Here is a 14432-nt window from a genome sequence, read left to right as displayed (position 1 = left end):
CCTTTCAGACGTCTGCCTTAGTCACAGACCGACCCGGGCGCGGGACTGCTTCACAACAGTGCCATCCGCGTCACATGTCAATCGCACCCGCCACTGCTTTGTCCAGAAGGTAACACGCTGCTTGCCGGCATCGTCTCCCTCTCCGGTTTCAGACAAAATGCGCACGTCGCCGTCGCGCATTTGCGTGCGAAGGACGTCAGGCTCCATTTCGAGCAGTGGTGCCAAATCGGCGGCATCGACCGTTACCTGACCATTCGCTAGACCGAGCTTCATTTTTTTCGTTGGCCTTTCATCAACCCTGTAATCTCATGCTGCCATCAGTTCGTTGCCCGGACCAAAATACTCGTAATGAATGCGGTCCTGTGCGACCCCTGCGCCACGGAGGCCCGTCACAAAGTATTGTAGAAAGGCTGTCGGCCCACAGATAAAGTAGTCGGCGTCGCGGATTGGCGTATTCTCTAGCAACCAAGTCAGAGGGATACGACCTTCGGCGTCATAACCCCGATCCGTCAGCCGCGGTGTCTCGTAGAAGATCCGAACGTGTGCACCAATTTGCTTGCCAAGGCTGCGCACGTGATCCGCCATCGCGTGAACCGATCCGTCGAGCGCCCCGTGAATGAAATGGACAGGTGTTGCCGGTGATCGCGTCGCTAGCGATTCAAGGATGGCAACCATAGGCGTGAAACCAACGCCGCCACTCAGCAGGACGACGGGCCGCGTCTGATCGACCGGAAGGAAAAACTCACCCGCTGGCGGGGCAACCCTGAGGACCGTACCGGGGACAGCCCTCTCGTGCAGCCACCCCGATATGACGCCGCCCGGCTCCCGCTTGACCGAAATCCGGTAGTTTTCGCCATTCGGCGCGGCCGAGATGCTGTAGTTGCGCCGTTGGGACATGCCCCCCGTTCGCTCGATCAGGAAGGTCAGATATTGACCGGGCTTATGCGCGGCAACTGATTTGCCATCGACCGGGCGCAACAGGAATGAAGTGATGACATCGCTTTCGATGTGTCGGTTCGCCACGACAAAGTCCCGCCATCCGCTCCACCCTCCGGTCGCGGTTGCAGCATTGGTATAAAGCGTTTGTTCGCGTCCCATCAGGATCCCGGCCAGTGACCAGTACGCTTCGCCCCATGCTGTCATGATCTCATCCGTTGCGGCGTCGCCCAGGACATCTGCGATTGCAGCCAGCAATGCATCTGCGACAAAGGGATAGTGTTCGGGCTGAATTTGCAGTCCCACATGTTTCTGCGCAATCATTTCGACGGCGGATCCAAGCTGTTCAAGCCTGTCAATGTTACGCGCATAGGCGAGAACGGCCCCTGCCAGCGCCTTAGGTTGTGACCCTGTCTCGCCATGGTGGGTTTGATTGAACAGCGCCTTGATTGTGTCGTCGCGAAACAGCCGCTCATACATGTTTCGGGTGATCGAGACGCCGTGCGCCTCCAGCGCGGGCACGGTCGACTTCACGATATTGATGGTTTGCTGGCTCAGTGCTGCTGTCATGTCAAAGCTCTCTTCGCTGCGTACTAAAGACTATACATGTAAAAAAAATACATGTATAAGTTCCGTCATACGCGATGCCCTGAAACATGCAAGGACAATACATGTATTCTCAAGACATCGGCACGATGCGATGCGGCTGACGCGATATACGGATTACGCCCTGCGCGTCCTGATGTACCTCGCGGCCCAGCCTGACCAGTTCTGTGCGATCTCGAAAATCTCTTCTGACTACGGCATATCGCACAATCATCTGACCAAGGTCGTCCACGACCTTGGACGCCTGGGTTTTGTGCAAAGTCTGCGGGGCCGAAACGGTGGCATCCAACTGGCGCGCCCGGCGTCCGACATCACGGTTGGCGAAGTTGTCCGCGCGACGGAAGACAACTTCACGATGGCCGATTGCGCGAACTGCATCATCGCACCGGGCTGCGGACTGAACCCCGTTCTGGAGGAAGCCACCAACGCCTTTCTCGCTGTCATCGACCGCTACACGCTGGCCGAGCTTTGCCAAAGCGGAACAGCTTTTATGACGCTGTTTCCGGCACACGACGCAGCACGACCCACAACTTGATCGCAACGCGATACTCATGAAGGAGTCCAAACCATGACGATGTCAGAGATATTCCTGTGGCCCGGCACCAAGGCCTGCGAACGCCTCGGCGTTGATCCTGAAGGCGAGGCCGGCCTGATTCGCTGGATGGTCAATACGCTTGTCTACCTGGTGGCGAGCCTGATCGTCGTCTGGATCGTCGTGGTGTGACCATGCCACCGCGCATCCCCGTCTCCGAGGCACAGATCGACCGTGTCGTGTCGCAATTCTATCAGCGTGTCCGGGCACATCCGGCCCTTGGGCCCGTCTTTGCAGGTCACGTGGCGGACTGGCCGATGCACGAAGAAAAAATCGGACGGTTTTGGCGAAATGCCCTGTTGCTGCAACGCTGCTATGACGGCAACCCGATGCAGGTTCACAGGGCCGCAGGCGACGTCAAGGCGCAACACTTCCCGGTCTGGCTGTCGATATTCGACGCTGTGCTGGCTGAAGAATTACCGCAGCACCTCGCACAGGCATGGTCCGCGCTGGCGCACCGGATCGGGCGGGGGTTGAGCTTTGGCCTACCGCAGAACGAAAACGCTGGCCCGGTGCCCTACCTGGGCGGCATTTGAAACAGCACATTTTCTGAGTGTGCCCGCATCACTTCAAAGCGGTTTGGCATCGTCACGTCGACAGGACGTCCGGCGGACTGGCATAGAAATCGACCCGCATGCGCATGCGCCCAAGCGGCTCCACGAAATGGGGCTGGTCAGGGAGTATCAGGCCGGGATGCTCCGGATCAAGGATCGTCTCTGTCTCTGGATCAATCACCCGATATCGCAAGCGTCCTTCCAAGACCTGAATGACACCCCAAACGCCTTCCTTTGTGCGATGCTCTTTGCGCAGCGCCGCAGGCAGAGTGACCTCGTCGAACACAGGCGTGCTCTTATAAGGCTTTGTCGCGAAGGTCGCGGTCCGGAAGTGATCGGCGCGGTGCACCAGATCCGTCATGTGATGGGATGCCTGAACTGTCAGGGGATGCTGTGTCGCACCGGCCCGTGGTGCAATATACCCCCCCATATCGAGTGCGAGCTGCCGCTGTTGATCGGAGCCTTCAGCCAGAACGGCGATCATCAGGTTCTCAAGCGCGATCACTCGCATGCGCAGATGAACAAGTTCGGCATTGGTCAAGTCGGGAACCTCAGCGCTCGGCTCGAACGCCATTTCAGTCGTAGCACCGCCTTCATTTTCCCATCGCGACAAAACAAGTTTATGCAGTTCGGTAGTCTTAAAGGTCAGATCGGGGTCGGACATCAGGATCTCCACTTGGCCGTGCTGAATAGGGTTTGGATAAAGTTTACCGGTAGCCGACACCTTTCACGAATTCGATCATCTGCGCTTCTTCATACTCGGCGTCGCCTAACAGGGCGCGAAGAATGATCCGGGCGGTCAGCACGCCAATCGGCCGATTGTCCGCATCCACCGCAGGAATGTTTTTCAGATGTCGCTGCTTCATCAATTCGGACACGGTTTTCAATTGATCTGCGCCCTGGCACGATGCCACATCGCGTGTCATGACGGTCGAGACGGGGCACAAGCAGGTCGCGCCCTTGCAGGTGCTGATCTGCCTCACGACATCCGTTTTCGTGACGACACCTCGCAAGATACCGTCACCGTCGCACACGACCACAAGGTCGGTCTGACCGGTCAAAAGCTTGGCCGCTTCGATCAGTCTGGCATCATCGCGGATGGTGACGAGCCTCTTCAGTGCAGTCTGCAATAGTCCTTCAATCAGCATGTCTTTGTCTCCCAATGACCGGGTGCGGTGTCGACGCCGCGGAATGTTGAAATGCTTCGATATGCCACTTTCATGCCGGGCGGATAAACATGCGCTCAGCGTCGCCTTCGGGAGCGATGTCGCCGCGGATTTCACGATACGCGTGCCAAGTGGCGTGTCCTAAAAGCGGAAAGATCAGGATCAAACCCAAAAATCCTGTCAGCATTGAGATCAGGAATAACACGAGGACAATGACACCCCACGCCAGCATGACGGTCAGGTTGTTCCACACCATGGCCATACTGATCCCCAATGCCGACATGGCATCGGTCCGTTCCGTCAAAAGCATCGGCACGGCAAAAACGCTGATGGCAAAGGAAAACGCTGCAAACAGCGATCCAACGGCACTGCCGACCAGTAAGACGGACCAGCCGATCGGCGTCAGAAACAGCATAGGCAAGATCTGATCAGTCCCTGGAAATGGGACGATGCCAAAAAACAAAGCCCAGATCAGAACCGCAGCACGCATCCACAAAAGAAACAGACCCAAAAGCAGCACGCCCATGAATAGGGCCTGATAGCCGGATCGGGGTCTGACAAAGATCATTTGTACAAAGCTGATCGGCGTGCCCGTTTCCAGACGGCGGCTTTTCTCATAGAGACCATTTGCGATCAACGGACCGATGACCATGAAACCGGCAAGCGCGGGGAGAAGGACATAGCCATAGTCAAAACGTATCAAAGCCCACACGATCAGGGCTGAAACGGCAAAGATTCCGACGCCGTAGAGCAGACTTGGCAAAGGGTTACGCCACAGGTCGGACCACCCGGCCCGCAGCCAGTCAAACGCGGTGCGCCACGGCAGCTCGCGCGCCCGCCGGTTCTCCCGTGGCAGAGGTGGCACGATTTTTGGGATACCATCGTTGGCATGGGGATTGTCCGGCGGCGGAGGGGCGTCAGTGTCTTTGGTGTGATCGCTCAACATGATGGTTTCGCCGCGCTGTAGACCACGACGCCTTCCTTTGCGGGTTGCAGAACACAATCGGGTTTCGACGCGAATGATACCGCGATCAGATGTGCGTTGGCCCCAATGAACAGGAGCATCACGGCAGCGGTGGCCGCGATCGCAAACAGGCGCGGGCCCGTCCAGAAGCGGTCGGGGCGGGCTGCATGCGGGCGGATGATGTCCGTCATTGCCGGGCCTCCTGACCAAGATGTTGCAGGTAAACGGCGAGAATCTTGCGCTCCGTCAGGGATAAGCGACCCTCCCATGTGGGCATCCAGCCTTGCCGTCCAGCCCAGATGGTCTGGTACATCGCCATGTCGTCGCCACCATAGATCCAGACCGCGTCGGCCAGATTTGGTGCGCCGAGATCTGTATTGCCGAGGCCATTTTCTCCGTGACAAGCCGCGCAGTTGTTCGCGAAAATCTCGCCTCCCGCAGCGATACGATCCGCAGGTGCGGCCGCACCAGACAAGGATTGGACGTAGTCGACGACCAGCCGGATATCGTCGCGCGGCAGGATACCGTCACGACCAAACGCCAGCATCTGCGCATAGCGCGTTTCGGGGTGCGTCGAATTGATGCCGACGCGCAGCGTCTCCATGATCGTGTCGGTGTCACCGCCCCACAGCCAGGCGGTGTCGATGAGACTGGGAAACCCGGGGCCACCAGCCGCATTAGTCCCATGGCAGCCAGCGCAGTTATCGCCGAAAATCTGGTGAGCCGTCCCGGTCACGCGGGCCATGAGTTCCGTATCGTTCAGGATGTCATCGGCAGGCAGGGTCGCGATGCGGTCAGTCCAGTCCGCACGGGCGATATGCGCAAGCACGATGTCCTGTTCGACCACCTCGCGCTGATCGAACCCAAGAATGCCTTTTGTATAGGTCGTGACCAGCGGCCATGTCGGAAGAAGTATCCACATGATCAGCGCGAACAGGTGTGTCACGATGATGAAGAACCACACAATCGGAGGCACACGAGTGTTCAGCTCCGTGATGCCGTTCCATTCATGACCGGTCGTCTGGTGTCCCGTCAGTGGGTCGCGATCCTTTACCGACATGCCTCGTCCTCCGGCTTGGTCGCGGTGGGCTGCGCTGGCCCGTCCTCATCGTCGAGAATGCTTTTTGCGGCCTTGTCGAAACGTCCGCCAAGCGAAGGCCAGAAGGCATAGGCCGTGATCGCAACCGACAGGCCAAGCAGCCAGAACAGGCCAAACGACTTGGACAGCGCGACATACCATTCGTGGGTCATATCCATCATCTACTCCTCTGCCATCGGCTGGGTGTTCTGCGCCACATCGGTCAGATTGCCGAGGATCTGGAGATACGCGACCAGCGCGTCCATCTCGGTCAGACGATCGGCTTGCCCGTCAAAGGCGCGCACGGCGGTCGCTTCACCGTATCGGTCCAGCACACCACTCGCGCGGTCACCATCGGGCCGCGCCTGCCCCAGCGCATCGTCGGCCGCGTTGGCGATCATGTCATCGGTATAGGGCACGCCCACCATGCGCAGCGCATCGAGCCTGCTCGGCAGGTCGTCGGTGCTCAGCGGGGTCGCCAGCAGAAAGGCGTATTGTGGCATCACGGATTGCGGCACCAGATCGCGCGGATTGATCAGATGACGCACCTGCCAGTCATCGGAGTACTTGTCTCCGACCCGCGCGAGGTCCGGTCCCGTGCGCTTTGATCCCCACAGCATCGGGTGGTCGTATTTCGACTCCACGGCCAGCGAATAGGGACCGTAGCGTTCCACCTCGTCGCGCAGCGTGCGGATCATCTGGCTATGGCAGGCATAGCATCCCTCGCGGATGTAGATATCGCGCCCGGCCTGTTCCAGCGGTGTGTAGACCCGCATGTCGGCCACATCCTCGACCGTTTCGTCGATGGTAAACAAGGGTGCGATTTCGACAAAGCCGCCAACGCCGGCGGCCAGGATGATGCCAGCGGTTAGCGCCATCGAATGCCGTTCCATCCGGTAATGGGTTTTGGCCTGAAACTCGAAGACACGGGCGAAGGGTTTGAGAAGGGTTTTCAACATGAGCTTACTCCGCCGCCGGCACTGCCGGCTCCATGGCTTCGGAATTGGTGGGATAATCGATCGCCGGGGCGTGATGCGGCACGCGCCGGATCGTCATCACCACATTCCAGAAGCAGATGCAGGCACCCATAAAGAACAGCAGCCCGCCAAAGGCCCTTGCGATATAGTAGGGATGCATCGCGATCAGCGTATCGACAAAGGAAAAGCGAAGCGTGCCGCTCTCGGTATATGTCCGCCACATCAGACCTTGGGTGATGCCGCCGTTCCACATCGCAAAGACGTAGATGACCGTCCCCGACAGGGCCAACCAGAAGTGCCACTCGACCGCTTTCCAGGAATACATCGTCTCGCGTCGCCACAGCATGGGCGTCAGCGCATAGATCGACCCGAACGTGATCATCGCGACCCATCCCATCGCCCCGGAATGGACATGACCGACAGTCCAGTCGGTATAGTGCGACAGGGCGTTGACCGGGCGGATCGCCATGAACGACCCCTCGAATGTCGACAACCCGTAGAACACGGCGGCCACCATCATGAAGCGCAGAGTGGCATCGTCGCGGACCTTGTGCCACGCCCCGTTGAGGGTCATCAGCGCGTTGCCGGCCGAGGCCCAGCTGGGCACCAGCAGCATGACCGAGAACGTCACACCCAGCGTCTGCACCCACTGCGGCAATGCGGTGTAGTGCAGGTGGTGCGATCCGACCCAGATGTAGAAAAATACGATCCCCCAGAACGACAGGATCGACAGGCGGTAGGAATAGATTGGCCGCCCTGCCCGCTTTGGCAGGAAATAATAAAGCATGCCGAGAAAGCCGGTGGTCAGAAAGAAGGCGACCGCGTTATGGCCATACCACCACTGCACCATCGCATCCTGCACGCCCGAGAAGGCTGAATAGCTTTTGGCCCCCGAGAACGACGCCGGAATGGCCAGATTGTTGACGATGTGCAGGATCGCCACGACCAGGATGAACGACAGGTAATACCAGTTGGCGACGTAGATGTGCGGCTCATTCCGGCGGGCAAGTGTGCGGATGTAGAGTACAAAATAAACCACCCAGACGATGACCAACCACAGGTCGGCGTACCATTCCGGCTCTGCGTACTCCTTGGATTGGGTGATGCCCATTAGATAGCCGCTGGCGGCAACAACGCAAAACAGGTTGAACCCCAGCAGCACGAACCAGGGTGAGACCTGATCCGGCATCCGTGCACGGCTGGTGCGCTGCATGATGTGATAGGATGTGGCAATCAGGGCATTGCCGCCAAAGCCGAAGATCACACCGGACGTATGCACCGGGCGGATGCGGCCAAAGCCCGACCATGCGGCATCGAACCGCAGATTGGGCCAAGCCAGCTGCGACGCAACCCAGACGCCCATGCCCATCGCGACGACGGCCCAGAACAGGGCGAGAAGGATTCCAACCTTCGTAGGATCGTCATAATAGGATGTGCTGCGGTCCTCGACAGGCTCTGCATCGTAAAGCTTTTGGCCAACGAGAAAGAACAGCACGCCGCAGAACACCAGGATCAGCCATCCATGTGCGCCCATCGGGTCATTGCGACCCACCGCGGCCATCGTCAGGCCGATCAACACGCCCGCGCCTGTGATAAGCATCGCCCTCGCGCGTTCGGTGCTGGTGAGGTTAGACATCATAAAGCGGTTTCCTTGGTCGGTTGAAACGTTTGACCGGGTGCAGCCGGAAGGGGGCGGTCGTCGTCGTAAAGAATGCGCTCGGCGTCGCCGGACAGGTCGTCGTATTGATTGCTGCGCAGCGACCAAAAGAATACGCTTAGTCCGACGCCCCCCATGAACAACGTGGTCGGGATCAGGAACAGCAGGATAGTCATGCGGCCACCTTTGCCCGGCGCGCGCCAGACATTAGGCCATACACTGGGACCGGGCGCGGCCTGACCGGCCGGTTGAGGCGGAGCGCATTGCCGATCACCACAACAGACGAGGCCGACATCGCAATCGCTGCGATCAGCGGCGTAACCAGACCCGCCATCGCCAGCGGGATCGCTAGGCAGTTGTAGACAATGGCCAGGCCAAAATTCTGACGGACGATCCGGGCCGTATCGCGCGCCACGCGCCATGCCGCCGGGACCGCGTCGAGTCCGTCACGTAGAAAGATGAAATCGGCCGCCGTCCGGCCAGCATCCGACGCACTCGACGGGGCTATTGAAACATGTGCGGCCGCCAGCGCCGCCGCATCGTTCAATCCGTCACCGACCATGAGGGCACGGTAGCCATCGTCGCGCATGGCATTGAGCGCCGCGATCTTGTCGGTGGGTGTTTCGTCCGACCTCACGTCGGCGATGTCCAGTTGTTTCGCGATGCTGTTTGCCCGCGCCGCGATATCGCCAGAGAGCATGGCGACGGGGATGCCTGCTGCGGAAAATGAGCTGATCGCATCAACCGCACCGGGACGCAGTGTCTCTATCAGGTCGAACGACATCGCAGGTCCATCCGCAAAAGCGAAGACAGGACTTGCTCGACCTTTGGCTTGCACACTGAACTCTGCGACCCAGTCCGCGCGGCCCAGCCGCACGGCACGTCCGCCAACGCAACCTGCGATGCCGAACCCCGGCACTTCAGTTGCATCGTCCAGTTGGCAAGGCAATTCAGCGATACTCATCGCAATCGCACGGGCGGCAGGATGGACCGACTTCAGAGCCAAAGCCTTGGCCGCGGTGCGGAGCGCAGGATCATCGGGGCCGAAACCTACCGCTGCTGTGCCCATGGTCAGCGTTCCCGTCTTGTCGAATACCACGCGGTCGACATCCGCCAGCCGCTCCAGCGCCGATCCATCTTTCATCAGGATGCCCATGCGCATCAGGCGTCCGGAGGCCACGACATGCGCTACGGGCACAGCCAGACCCAGCGCACAGGGACACGTGATGATCAGAACGCTGATCGCAACAAAGGCCGACGTGTGCCAGTCGCCTGTTGCTAGGACCCAGCCGATAAATGTCGCCAGTGCCAGCAGATGCACGACCGGCGCATAGAGCCGCGCGGCGCGATCGGCGATGCGCACGTAGGTGCCACGACCGGTCTCGGCCTCTGACTGCATGCGCATCATCTGCGCGAGGAATGACTCGTTTGCGGACCGCAGGACTTCTGCCTCGACGGCACCGGTCAGGTTCAACGTTCCGGCCTCCAACGTGTCACCAAAGCCAGCCGGCACCGGCATCGCTTCGCCGGTCACAAGGGATCGGTCCAGATCAGTAGAGCCTGAAATGATCTGCACATCGACCGGCACACGCTCATCCGGGCCAATCGCTATGATGGCGCCGGGGGCAATGGCGCTCAGCGGCACATAGGTCAGCGTCCCATCGGACTGGCGCAGCATCGCTCCGCGTGGCGACAATCGCGCCAGCCCGGAGACCGCACTGCGCGCACGCTCCCGCATCAGATGATCAAGGTATCGGCCCGACAGAAGGAAGAAGAGCAAGGTCACGGCGGCGTCGAAAAAGGCTTGTTCCCCGCCCCACATTGTCTCGACCAAGCTCAACGCCAACGCCAACACGACAGCGACAGCGATCGGCACATCCATATTGAGCCGCCCCACCCGCAAGGCTTGCAACGCTGAGCGAAAAAACGGTTGACCGGCATAGGTCACGACAGGGATGGCGATCAGCGCCGAAATCAGATGAAACGTGTCTCGCGTCTCACCTGCAGCACCCGACCAGACGGCAACTGACAATAGCATAATGTTCATCGCCCCGAACCCGGCCACGGCGATCGCGCGTAACAGGCCGCGGCCCACCTTGTCGGTATCGTCTTCGTCCGATTGCGCCACGTCCGCGGGTATTGCTGCATATCCAAGCAGGCTAAGCGCTGAGATAACGGAAGTAGGATCTGTGTCTACGTTAGTGAAGGTCACAACCGCCTGCTTCAAGGTCAGGTTTACCCTGGCAGATACGACGTCATGACGTCCATTCAGAGCACGCTCAATCGTGGCGACGCACCCCCCGCATCGCAGCTCCGGGATCGACAGCACGCACTGTCCCCGTCCGTCGGCCAGCATCCGCACAGCGGTACGGGCCTCGGCTTCCCGCCATCCACGCGAAGACGACTGTAAAACGTCGCCGCTGCATGTCCGCGGATGTGTTCCGATCCCTGACACCCTGTCCACTCCTGATTACTCTTCATGTGACTCCAAGTTTTACACGAAGGTTCGGGGCATCGATTGATATGTATCAAAGTTCTCAGGGATTATGACAGTAAGCTGCCAGTCCGTCCGGCACCGTCCGGTCAGGCACAGGAGTAACAACCTTGCGTGGACCCAGCAGTGAAATTGGCCATATAGGTGCCGCGCGGTTTGAGACGTGTCTGGCGCAACAGGTCGACCTCTGCTGCGCACTCGAAACACTGGCCGATGCCCTGCCATCACGTGTCGATACAAGGGCCGCGACGCTGTTGGCGGAAACACTTCAGGAGACTTTGCACAACTGCCACCAGATGGAAGAGACCTTCATTTTTCCGGCTCTTTTGACTGCATGCCCGGACATGCTTTCTACCATCACGCGATTACGGGCCGAACACGTCGAAGATGAGGAACAGGCCTGCGAGGTAAAAGATGCAATCATGGCCTTCGTCATTCTGCAAAAGCGCAAGGATGTCGAAGAGTTTGGCTATCTGCTGCGGGGCCTTTTCATGGCACTGCGACGGCACCTGGCTTTCGATCGAGACTATGTGTTGCCGCTGTACCGCCGCACGGACGCGGTCTCGAACATCATAAACCTGCCACAGTCTCCAGCGCACTGAAATCATTTATAGTGACCAAGCGGTTCCTCTGAATTGTCAGAACACCTGCCTTGCGCAGTTGCGTCAGATGTCTGCTGACCGTTTCGACCGTCAGTCCCAGAAAGTCCGCGATGTCCGACCGCTTAAGCGGAATTTCCAGATGATCAGAATAGCCTTCCACCAGAGGATCGACATGACGGGACAGGAGTAACAGGAACGTTGCGACCTTCTCTGCCGCTGACCTTTGACCTAGGGTCATCATCCACTCACGCGCGTCATCCAGCTCGCGCAAGGCTTGCTCGTGCAGGCGATGTTCCAGGCCCGGCGATTGACGGACCATGTCTTCCAGGGCGCTGCGCGGAAAAGTGCAAACGCGCACGGTGCTCGCCGCCTCGGCGCTGACGTCGCTGCTGGTTGCAAAAGGGCGTCCTACGAAATCGGGCGCAAACTGAAGTCCGACAATCTGCTGACGTCCGTCGGCCATCAGCTTGCTCAATTTGACGATCCCACTCAGGATGTTTGCGTATCCGTCGGTCGGAATACCTGCCGCGACGAGTTCGGTTCCTGCCTCGACCTCCCGCCGCCCCGTCTGGCGCCCGAGCTGCTGGAGCTGTTTAGGGTCGAGCGCCCCACAAATGCCCCTGTGGCGCGCTTCGCAGGCCTGACACAGCACTGGTATATCGGAATTGTGTATGTCGAGCCGCATGACAACGTCCTCTCATATGGCGGTAGCACCGACACTCGGCCTTTACCTAAAAAGGAAATGCGCAGCCATTGTCTGTGGGCTCGCGCATTTGCGAAGGCCCAAGTGTCCACACCATGCGTCTACAGGTAAACGCGAGATATCACTAACGGTTTTGATCCCTGGCCCACCGGACCGCCCTTCGTGGTGCAGAGTAAAGGCCGCAGGCCGCGTATGTGCTGTTCGAACACATTTGGAAGTTTTTTAAGATGTTTGCGCTAGATCAAAGTGGCTTTGCATCGACGGCCTATCGTTGTCTTGAAATTCAGACTTGGAAGGAATTCGACATGCTCAAGCAAATTATCATGGGTCTCGCAACAGGGGCACTTCTTGCCGGAAGTGCTGTGGCCGAAACCTACGAGGTGCAGATGCTTGATCGTAGCGGCACGGAAACGATGGTATTCGAGCCCGCCTTCTTGCGGATCGCCCCCGGTGACACAGTCAAATTCATTGCGACCGACAAGGGGCACAATGCCGAGATCGTTGACGGCATGATCCCCGACGGGGCTGAGCCCTTCCAGGGAAAAATCAACGAGGAGATCGAGGTCCAGTTGGATGTCGAAGGTTTCTATGCCGTCAAATGCCTCCCTCATTTTGCCATGGGGATGGTCATGACGATTGCTGTCGGCGCGGAGAAGACCCCGCCAGATGGATACCTCGAAGGCCGCCTGCCACCGCGCGCAAAAGAGCGTCTTACCGCGCAACTTGAAGGTCTCTGAACTCATTCACGCCGGTTTGCACACACTACACCCGTGCGTCAGCAGCCTGAATCAAGGAAACACAGCATGTTACATGACACGAAAACCGGTGCGCTGAACACGAGCCGCCGTAACGTCTTGCGCGGGACTGCACTGGCCGGCGCTGCGGCGATGACCGGCACCTTTGTCGCGGCCGCTCCGATGCGCCGCCCGTTATCGACGCCATCTTTACGCATGCCGGACAATGCTTTCGTACAGGCGCAGGCCCAGCAAATGGCCGAGGCGGAACCCGTCGATCTGTCGGGTTACGAGCGCGTACAACAACGTCTTGTACGGCCACCCTATGCGCCCGACCACGATCAGGTTGCAACGGGTCAGCCGAAAATCGTCGAGATCGAGTTGACGGTCGACGAACGGCTCATGGTGGTCGACGAAGATACCGGCGCGTCGATCTGGGCAATGACCTACAACGGCTCGGTCCCCGGCCCGTTGATCATCGTGCATGAGGGAGACTACGTCGAGCTGACGCTCAGAAGCCATACGCGCAATGTTCTGGAGCACAACATCGACTTTCACGCCGCGACCGGTGCTTTGGGAGGCGGTGCGCTGACCCATATCTACCCCGGTGAAGAGACCGTTTTGCGCTGGAAGGCGACGAAAGCCGGATGCTTCACTTACCACTGCGCGCCCGGTGGCGCGATGATCCCCTACCACGTTTGCCACGGCATGAACGGTGCTGTCATGGTCCTGCCGCGCGACGGTCTCAAAGACCGTGATGGCAACGCCCTGTCCTACGACAAGATTGCCTATATCGGTGAGCAGGACTATTACTTGCCAATGGACGAAGATGGCACCTATCGGACCTACCGTCATGCCGGTGACGATTATGCAGATTCACTTGCCGCCATGCGCACCCTCACGCCCAGTCATGTGGTGTTCAATGGCGCTGTCGGTGCACTCACCGGCAATCGGGCAATTACCGCAGAGGTGGGTCAGACCGTGCTGATGATCCACAACCAGTGCAATCGCGACAGCCGTCCGCATCTGATCGGTGGACATGGCGCGTTTGTCTGGGAAAGTTCCTTCAGCGATCCACCACTGACCGGGATGGAGACTTGGTTCGTCCGTGGCGGCAGTGCGGTAGCCGCCATGTATACGTTTGAGCAGCCAGGAGTGTATGCCTACGTGAACCATAACCTCATCGAAGGTGCGCTTTTAGGTGCTACGGCGCATTTCAGCGTCGGCGGCGTATGGAACAACGCACTTATGGAGCAAGTCGTCGCCCCTCGCACAATGGAGACTTGAACGCCGTCGCAAGGGTCAGGGCAATCGCGTTTGGCATCATGCCTCTTACAGCCCATTGAGAACGCTGCATAAGAATGCCTCG

At 59.0% G+C, this 14432-nt stretch carries 19 protein-coding genes and 1 pseudogene; 6 read left to right on the top strand and 14 right to left on the bottom strand.

The window, feature by feature from the left end:
• Positions 1 to 21: 21 nt before the first annotated feature.
• Positions 22 to 273, bottom strand: a complete 252-nt coding sequence (locus ACOI1H_RS18925; protein WP_422439389.1) for a DUF6522 family protein — start codon at positions 271 to 273, stop codon at positions 22 to 24.
• Between the two features lie 33 nt (positions 274 to 306).
• Positions 307 to 1506, bottom strand: a complete 1200-nt coding sequence (gene hmpA, locus ACOI1H_RS18920) for an NO-inducible flavohemoprotein (RefSeq protein ID WP_422439388.1) — start codon at positions 1504 to 1506, stop codon at positions 307 to 309.
• 130 nt (positions 1507 to 1636) lie between these two features.
• On the opposite strand from hmpA, the gene ACOI1H_RS18915 reads away from it, so the two are divergent.
• The 3 genes from ACOI1H_RS18915 to ACOI1H_RS18905 are packed head-to-tail and all read left to right on the top strand — an operon-like array spanning position 1637 to position 2670.
• Positions 1637 to 2077, top strand: a complete 441-nt coding sequence (locus ACOI1H_RS18915; protein ID WP_422439387.1) for an RrF2 family transcriptional regulator — start codon at positions 1637 to 1639, stop codon at positions 2075 to 2077.
• A gap of 33 nt (positions 2078 to 2110) precedes the next feature.
• Positions 2111 to 2266 carry a hypothetical protein gene (locus tag ACOI1H_RS18910; RefSeq protein ID WP_175499316.1) on the top strand — a complete coding sequence of 52 codons (156 nt, stop codon included), beginning with the start codon at positions 2111 to 2113 and terminating at the stop codon, positions 2264 to 2266.
• A gap of 2 nt (positions 2267 to 2268) precedes the next feature.
• Positions 2269 to 2670 carry a group III truncated hemoglobin gene (locus ACOI1H_RS18905; RefSeq protein ID WP_422439386.1) on the top strand — a complete coding sequence of 134 codons (402 nt, stop codon included), beginning with the start codon at positions 2269 to 2271 and terminating at the stop codon, positions 2668 to 2670.
• A 52-nt stretch (positions 2671 to 2722) separates the two neighbouring features.
• Here the strand turns inward: ACOI1H_RS18905 and ACOI1H_RS18900 are convergent, their stop codons facing one another.
• The 11 genes and pseudogenes from ACOI1H_RS18900 to ACOI1H_RS18850 form a co-directional block, all read right to left on the bottom strand.
• Positions 2723 to 3352 (bottom strand): DUF1971 domain-containing protein, encoded by a 630-nt coding sequence (locus ACOI1H_RS18900; protein WP_422439385.1) that lies wholly within the window; start codon positions 3350 to 3352, stop codon positions 2723 to 2725.
• Between the two features lie 43 nt (positions 3353 to 3395).
• Positions 3396 to 3971 carry a CBS domain-containing protein gene (locus ACOI1H_RS18895; protein ID WP_422439384.1) on the bottom strand — a complete coding sequence of 192 codons (576 nt, stop codon included), beginning with the start codon at positions 3969 to 3971 and terminating at the stop codon, positions 3396 to 3398.
• Positions 3907 to 4800, bottom strand: coding sequence for a DUF2189 domain-containing protein (locus ACOI1H_RS18890; protein WP_422439383.1), 894 nt, complete (start codon positions 4798 to 4800; stop codon positions 3907 to 3909). Before ACOI1H_RS18890 ends, ACOI1H_RS18895 begins: the two co-directional genes overlap by 65 nt.
• Entirely contained in the window at positions 4794 to 5009 is a 216-nt protein-coding gene (locus ACOI1H_RS18885; RefSeq protein WP_422439382.1) for a hypothetical protein, read from the bottom strand. Before ACOI1H_RS18885 ends, ACOI1H_RS18890 begins: the two co-directional genes overlap by 7 nt.
• Positions 5006 to 5878, bottom strand: a complete 873-nt coding sequence (ccoP, locus tag ACOI1H_RS18880) for a cytochrome-c oxidase, cbb3-type subunit III (RefSeq protein WP_422439381.1) — start codon at positions 5876 to 5878, stop codon at positions 5006 to 5008. Before ccoP ends, ACOI1H_RS18885 begins: the two co-directional genes overlap by 4 nt.
• Complete coding sequence (locus ACOI1H_RS18875; protein ID WP_422439380.1) at positions 5869 to 6078, bottom strand: cbb3-type cytochrome c oxidase subunit 3; 210 nt, start codon at positions 6076 to 6078, stop codon at positions 5869 to 5871. Before ACOI1H_RS18875 ends, ccoP begins: the two co-directional genes overlap by 10 nt.
• On the bottom strand, positions 6079 to 6855 hold the full coding sequence (gene ccoO, locus ACOI1H_RS18870; RefSeq protein WP_422439379.1) for a cytochrome-c oxidase, cbb3-type subunit II: 777 nt from the start codon (positions 6853 to 6855) through the stop codon (positions 6079 to 6081). It abuts the gene before it with no gap.
• 4 nt (positions 6856 to 6859) lie between these two features.
• Complete coding sequence (gene ccoN, locus ACOI1H_RS18865) at positions 6860 to 8512, bottom strand: cytochrome-c oxidase, cbb3-type subunit I (protein WP_422439378.1); 1653 nt, start codon at positions 8510 to 8512, stop codon at positions 6860 to 6862.
• Positions 8509 to 8706 carry a cbb3-type cytochrome oxidase assembly protein CcoS gene (ccoS, locus tag ACOI1H_RS18860; protein ID WP_422439377.1) on the bottom strand — a complete coding sequence of 66 codons (198 nt, stop codon included), beginning with the start codon at positions 8704 to 8706 and terminating at the stop codon, positions 8509 to 8511. Before ccoS ends, ccoN begins: the two co-directional genes overlap by 4 nt.
• A complete protein-coding gene (locus ACOI1H_RS18855; RefSeq protein WP_422439390.1) occupies positions 8703 to 10658 on the bottom strand; it encodes a heavy metal translocating P-type ATPase in 1956 nt (651 codons plus the stop codon). Before ACOI1H_RS18855 ends, ccoS begins: the two co-directional genes overlap by 4 nt.
• Positions 10659 to 10688: 30 nt before the next feature.
• Positions 10689 to 10886: pseudogene (locus ACOI1H_RS18850) on the bottom strand (heavy-metal-associated domain-containing protein); the annotation flags it as partial.
• Positions 10887 to 11134: 248 nt separating this feature from the next.
• Here ACOI1H_RS18850 and ACOI1H_RS18845 point away from each other — a divergent pair.
• Positions 11135 to 11626, top strand: a complete 492-nt coding sequence (locus tag ACOI1H_RS18845) for a hemerythrin domain-containing protein (RefSeq protein ID WP_422439376.1) — start codon at positions 11135 to 11137, stop codon at positions 11624 to 11626.
• Here ACOI1H_RS18845 and ACOI1H_RS18840 read toward each other — a convergent pair.
• Positions 11595 to 12311, bottom strand: coding sequence for a Crp/Fnr family transcriptional regulator (locus ACOI1H_RS18840; protein WP_422439375.1), 717 nt, complete (start codon positions 12309 to 12311; stop codon positions 11595 to 11597). The genes ACOI1H_RS18845 and ACOI1H_RS18840 overlap by 32 nt on opposite strands.
• A 212-nt stretch (positions 12312 to 12523) precedes the next feature.
• Between ACOI1H_RS18840 and ACOI1H_RS18835 the strand changes: the two genes are divergently transcribed.
• Together ACOI1H_RS18835 and nirK are read left to right on the top strand one after the other, a co-directional pair.
• On the top strand, positions 12524 to 13066 hold the full coding sequence (locus ACOI1H_RS18835) for a pseudoazurin (RefSeq protein WP_422439374.1): 543 nt from the start codon (positions 12524 to 12526) through the stop codon (positions 13064 to 13066).
• A 66-nt stretch (positions 13067 to 13132) separates the two neighbouring features.
• Positions 13133 to 14350, top strand: a complete 1218-nt coding sequence (nirK, locus tag ACOI1H_RS18830) for a copper-containing nitrite reductase (RefSeq protein WP_422439373.1) — start codon at positions 13133 to 13135, stop codon at positions 14348 to 14350.
• Positions 14351 to 14432: the final 82 nt, after the last annotated feature.

The sequence above is a fragment of the Loktanella sp. DJP18 genome (assembly GCF_049310965.1).
Lineage (GTDB): Bacteria > Pseudomonadota > Alphaproteobacteria > Rhodobacterales > Rhodobacteraceae > Loktanella.
This window is presented reverse-complemented; position numbering and strand designations above follow the sequence as displayed.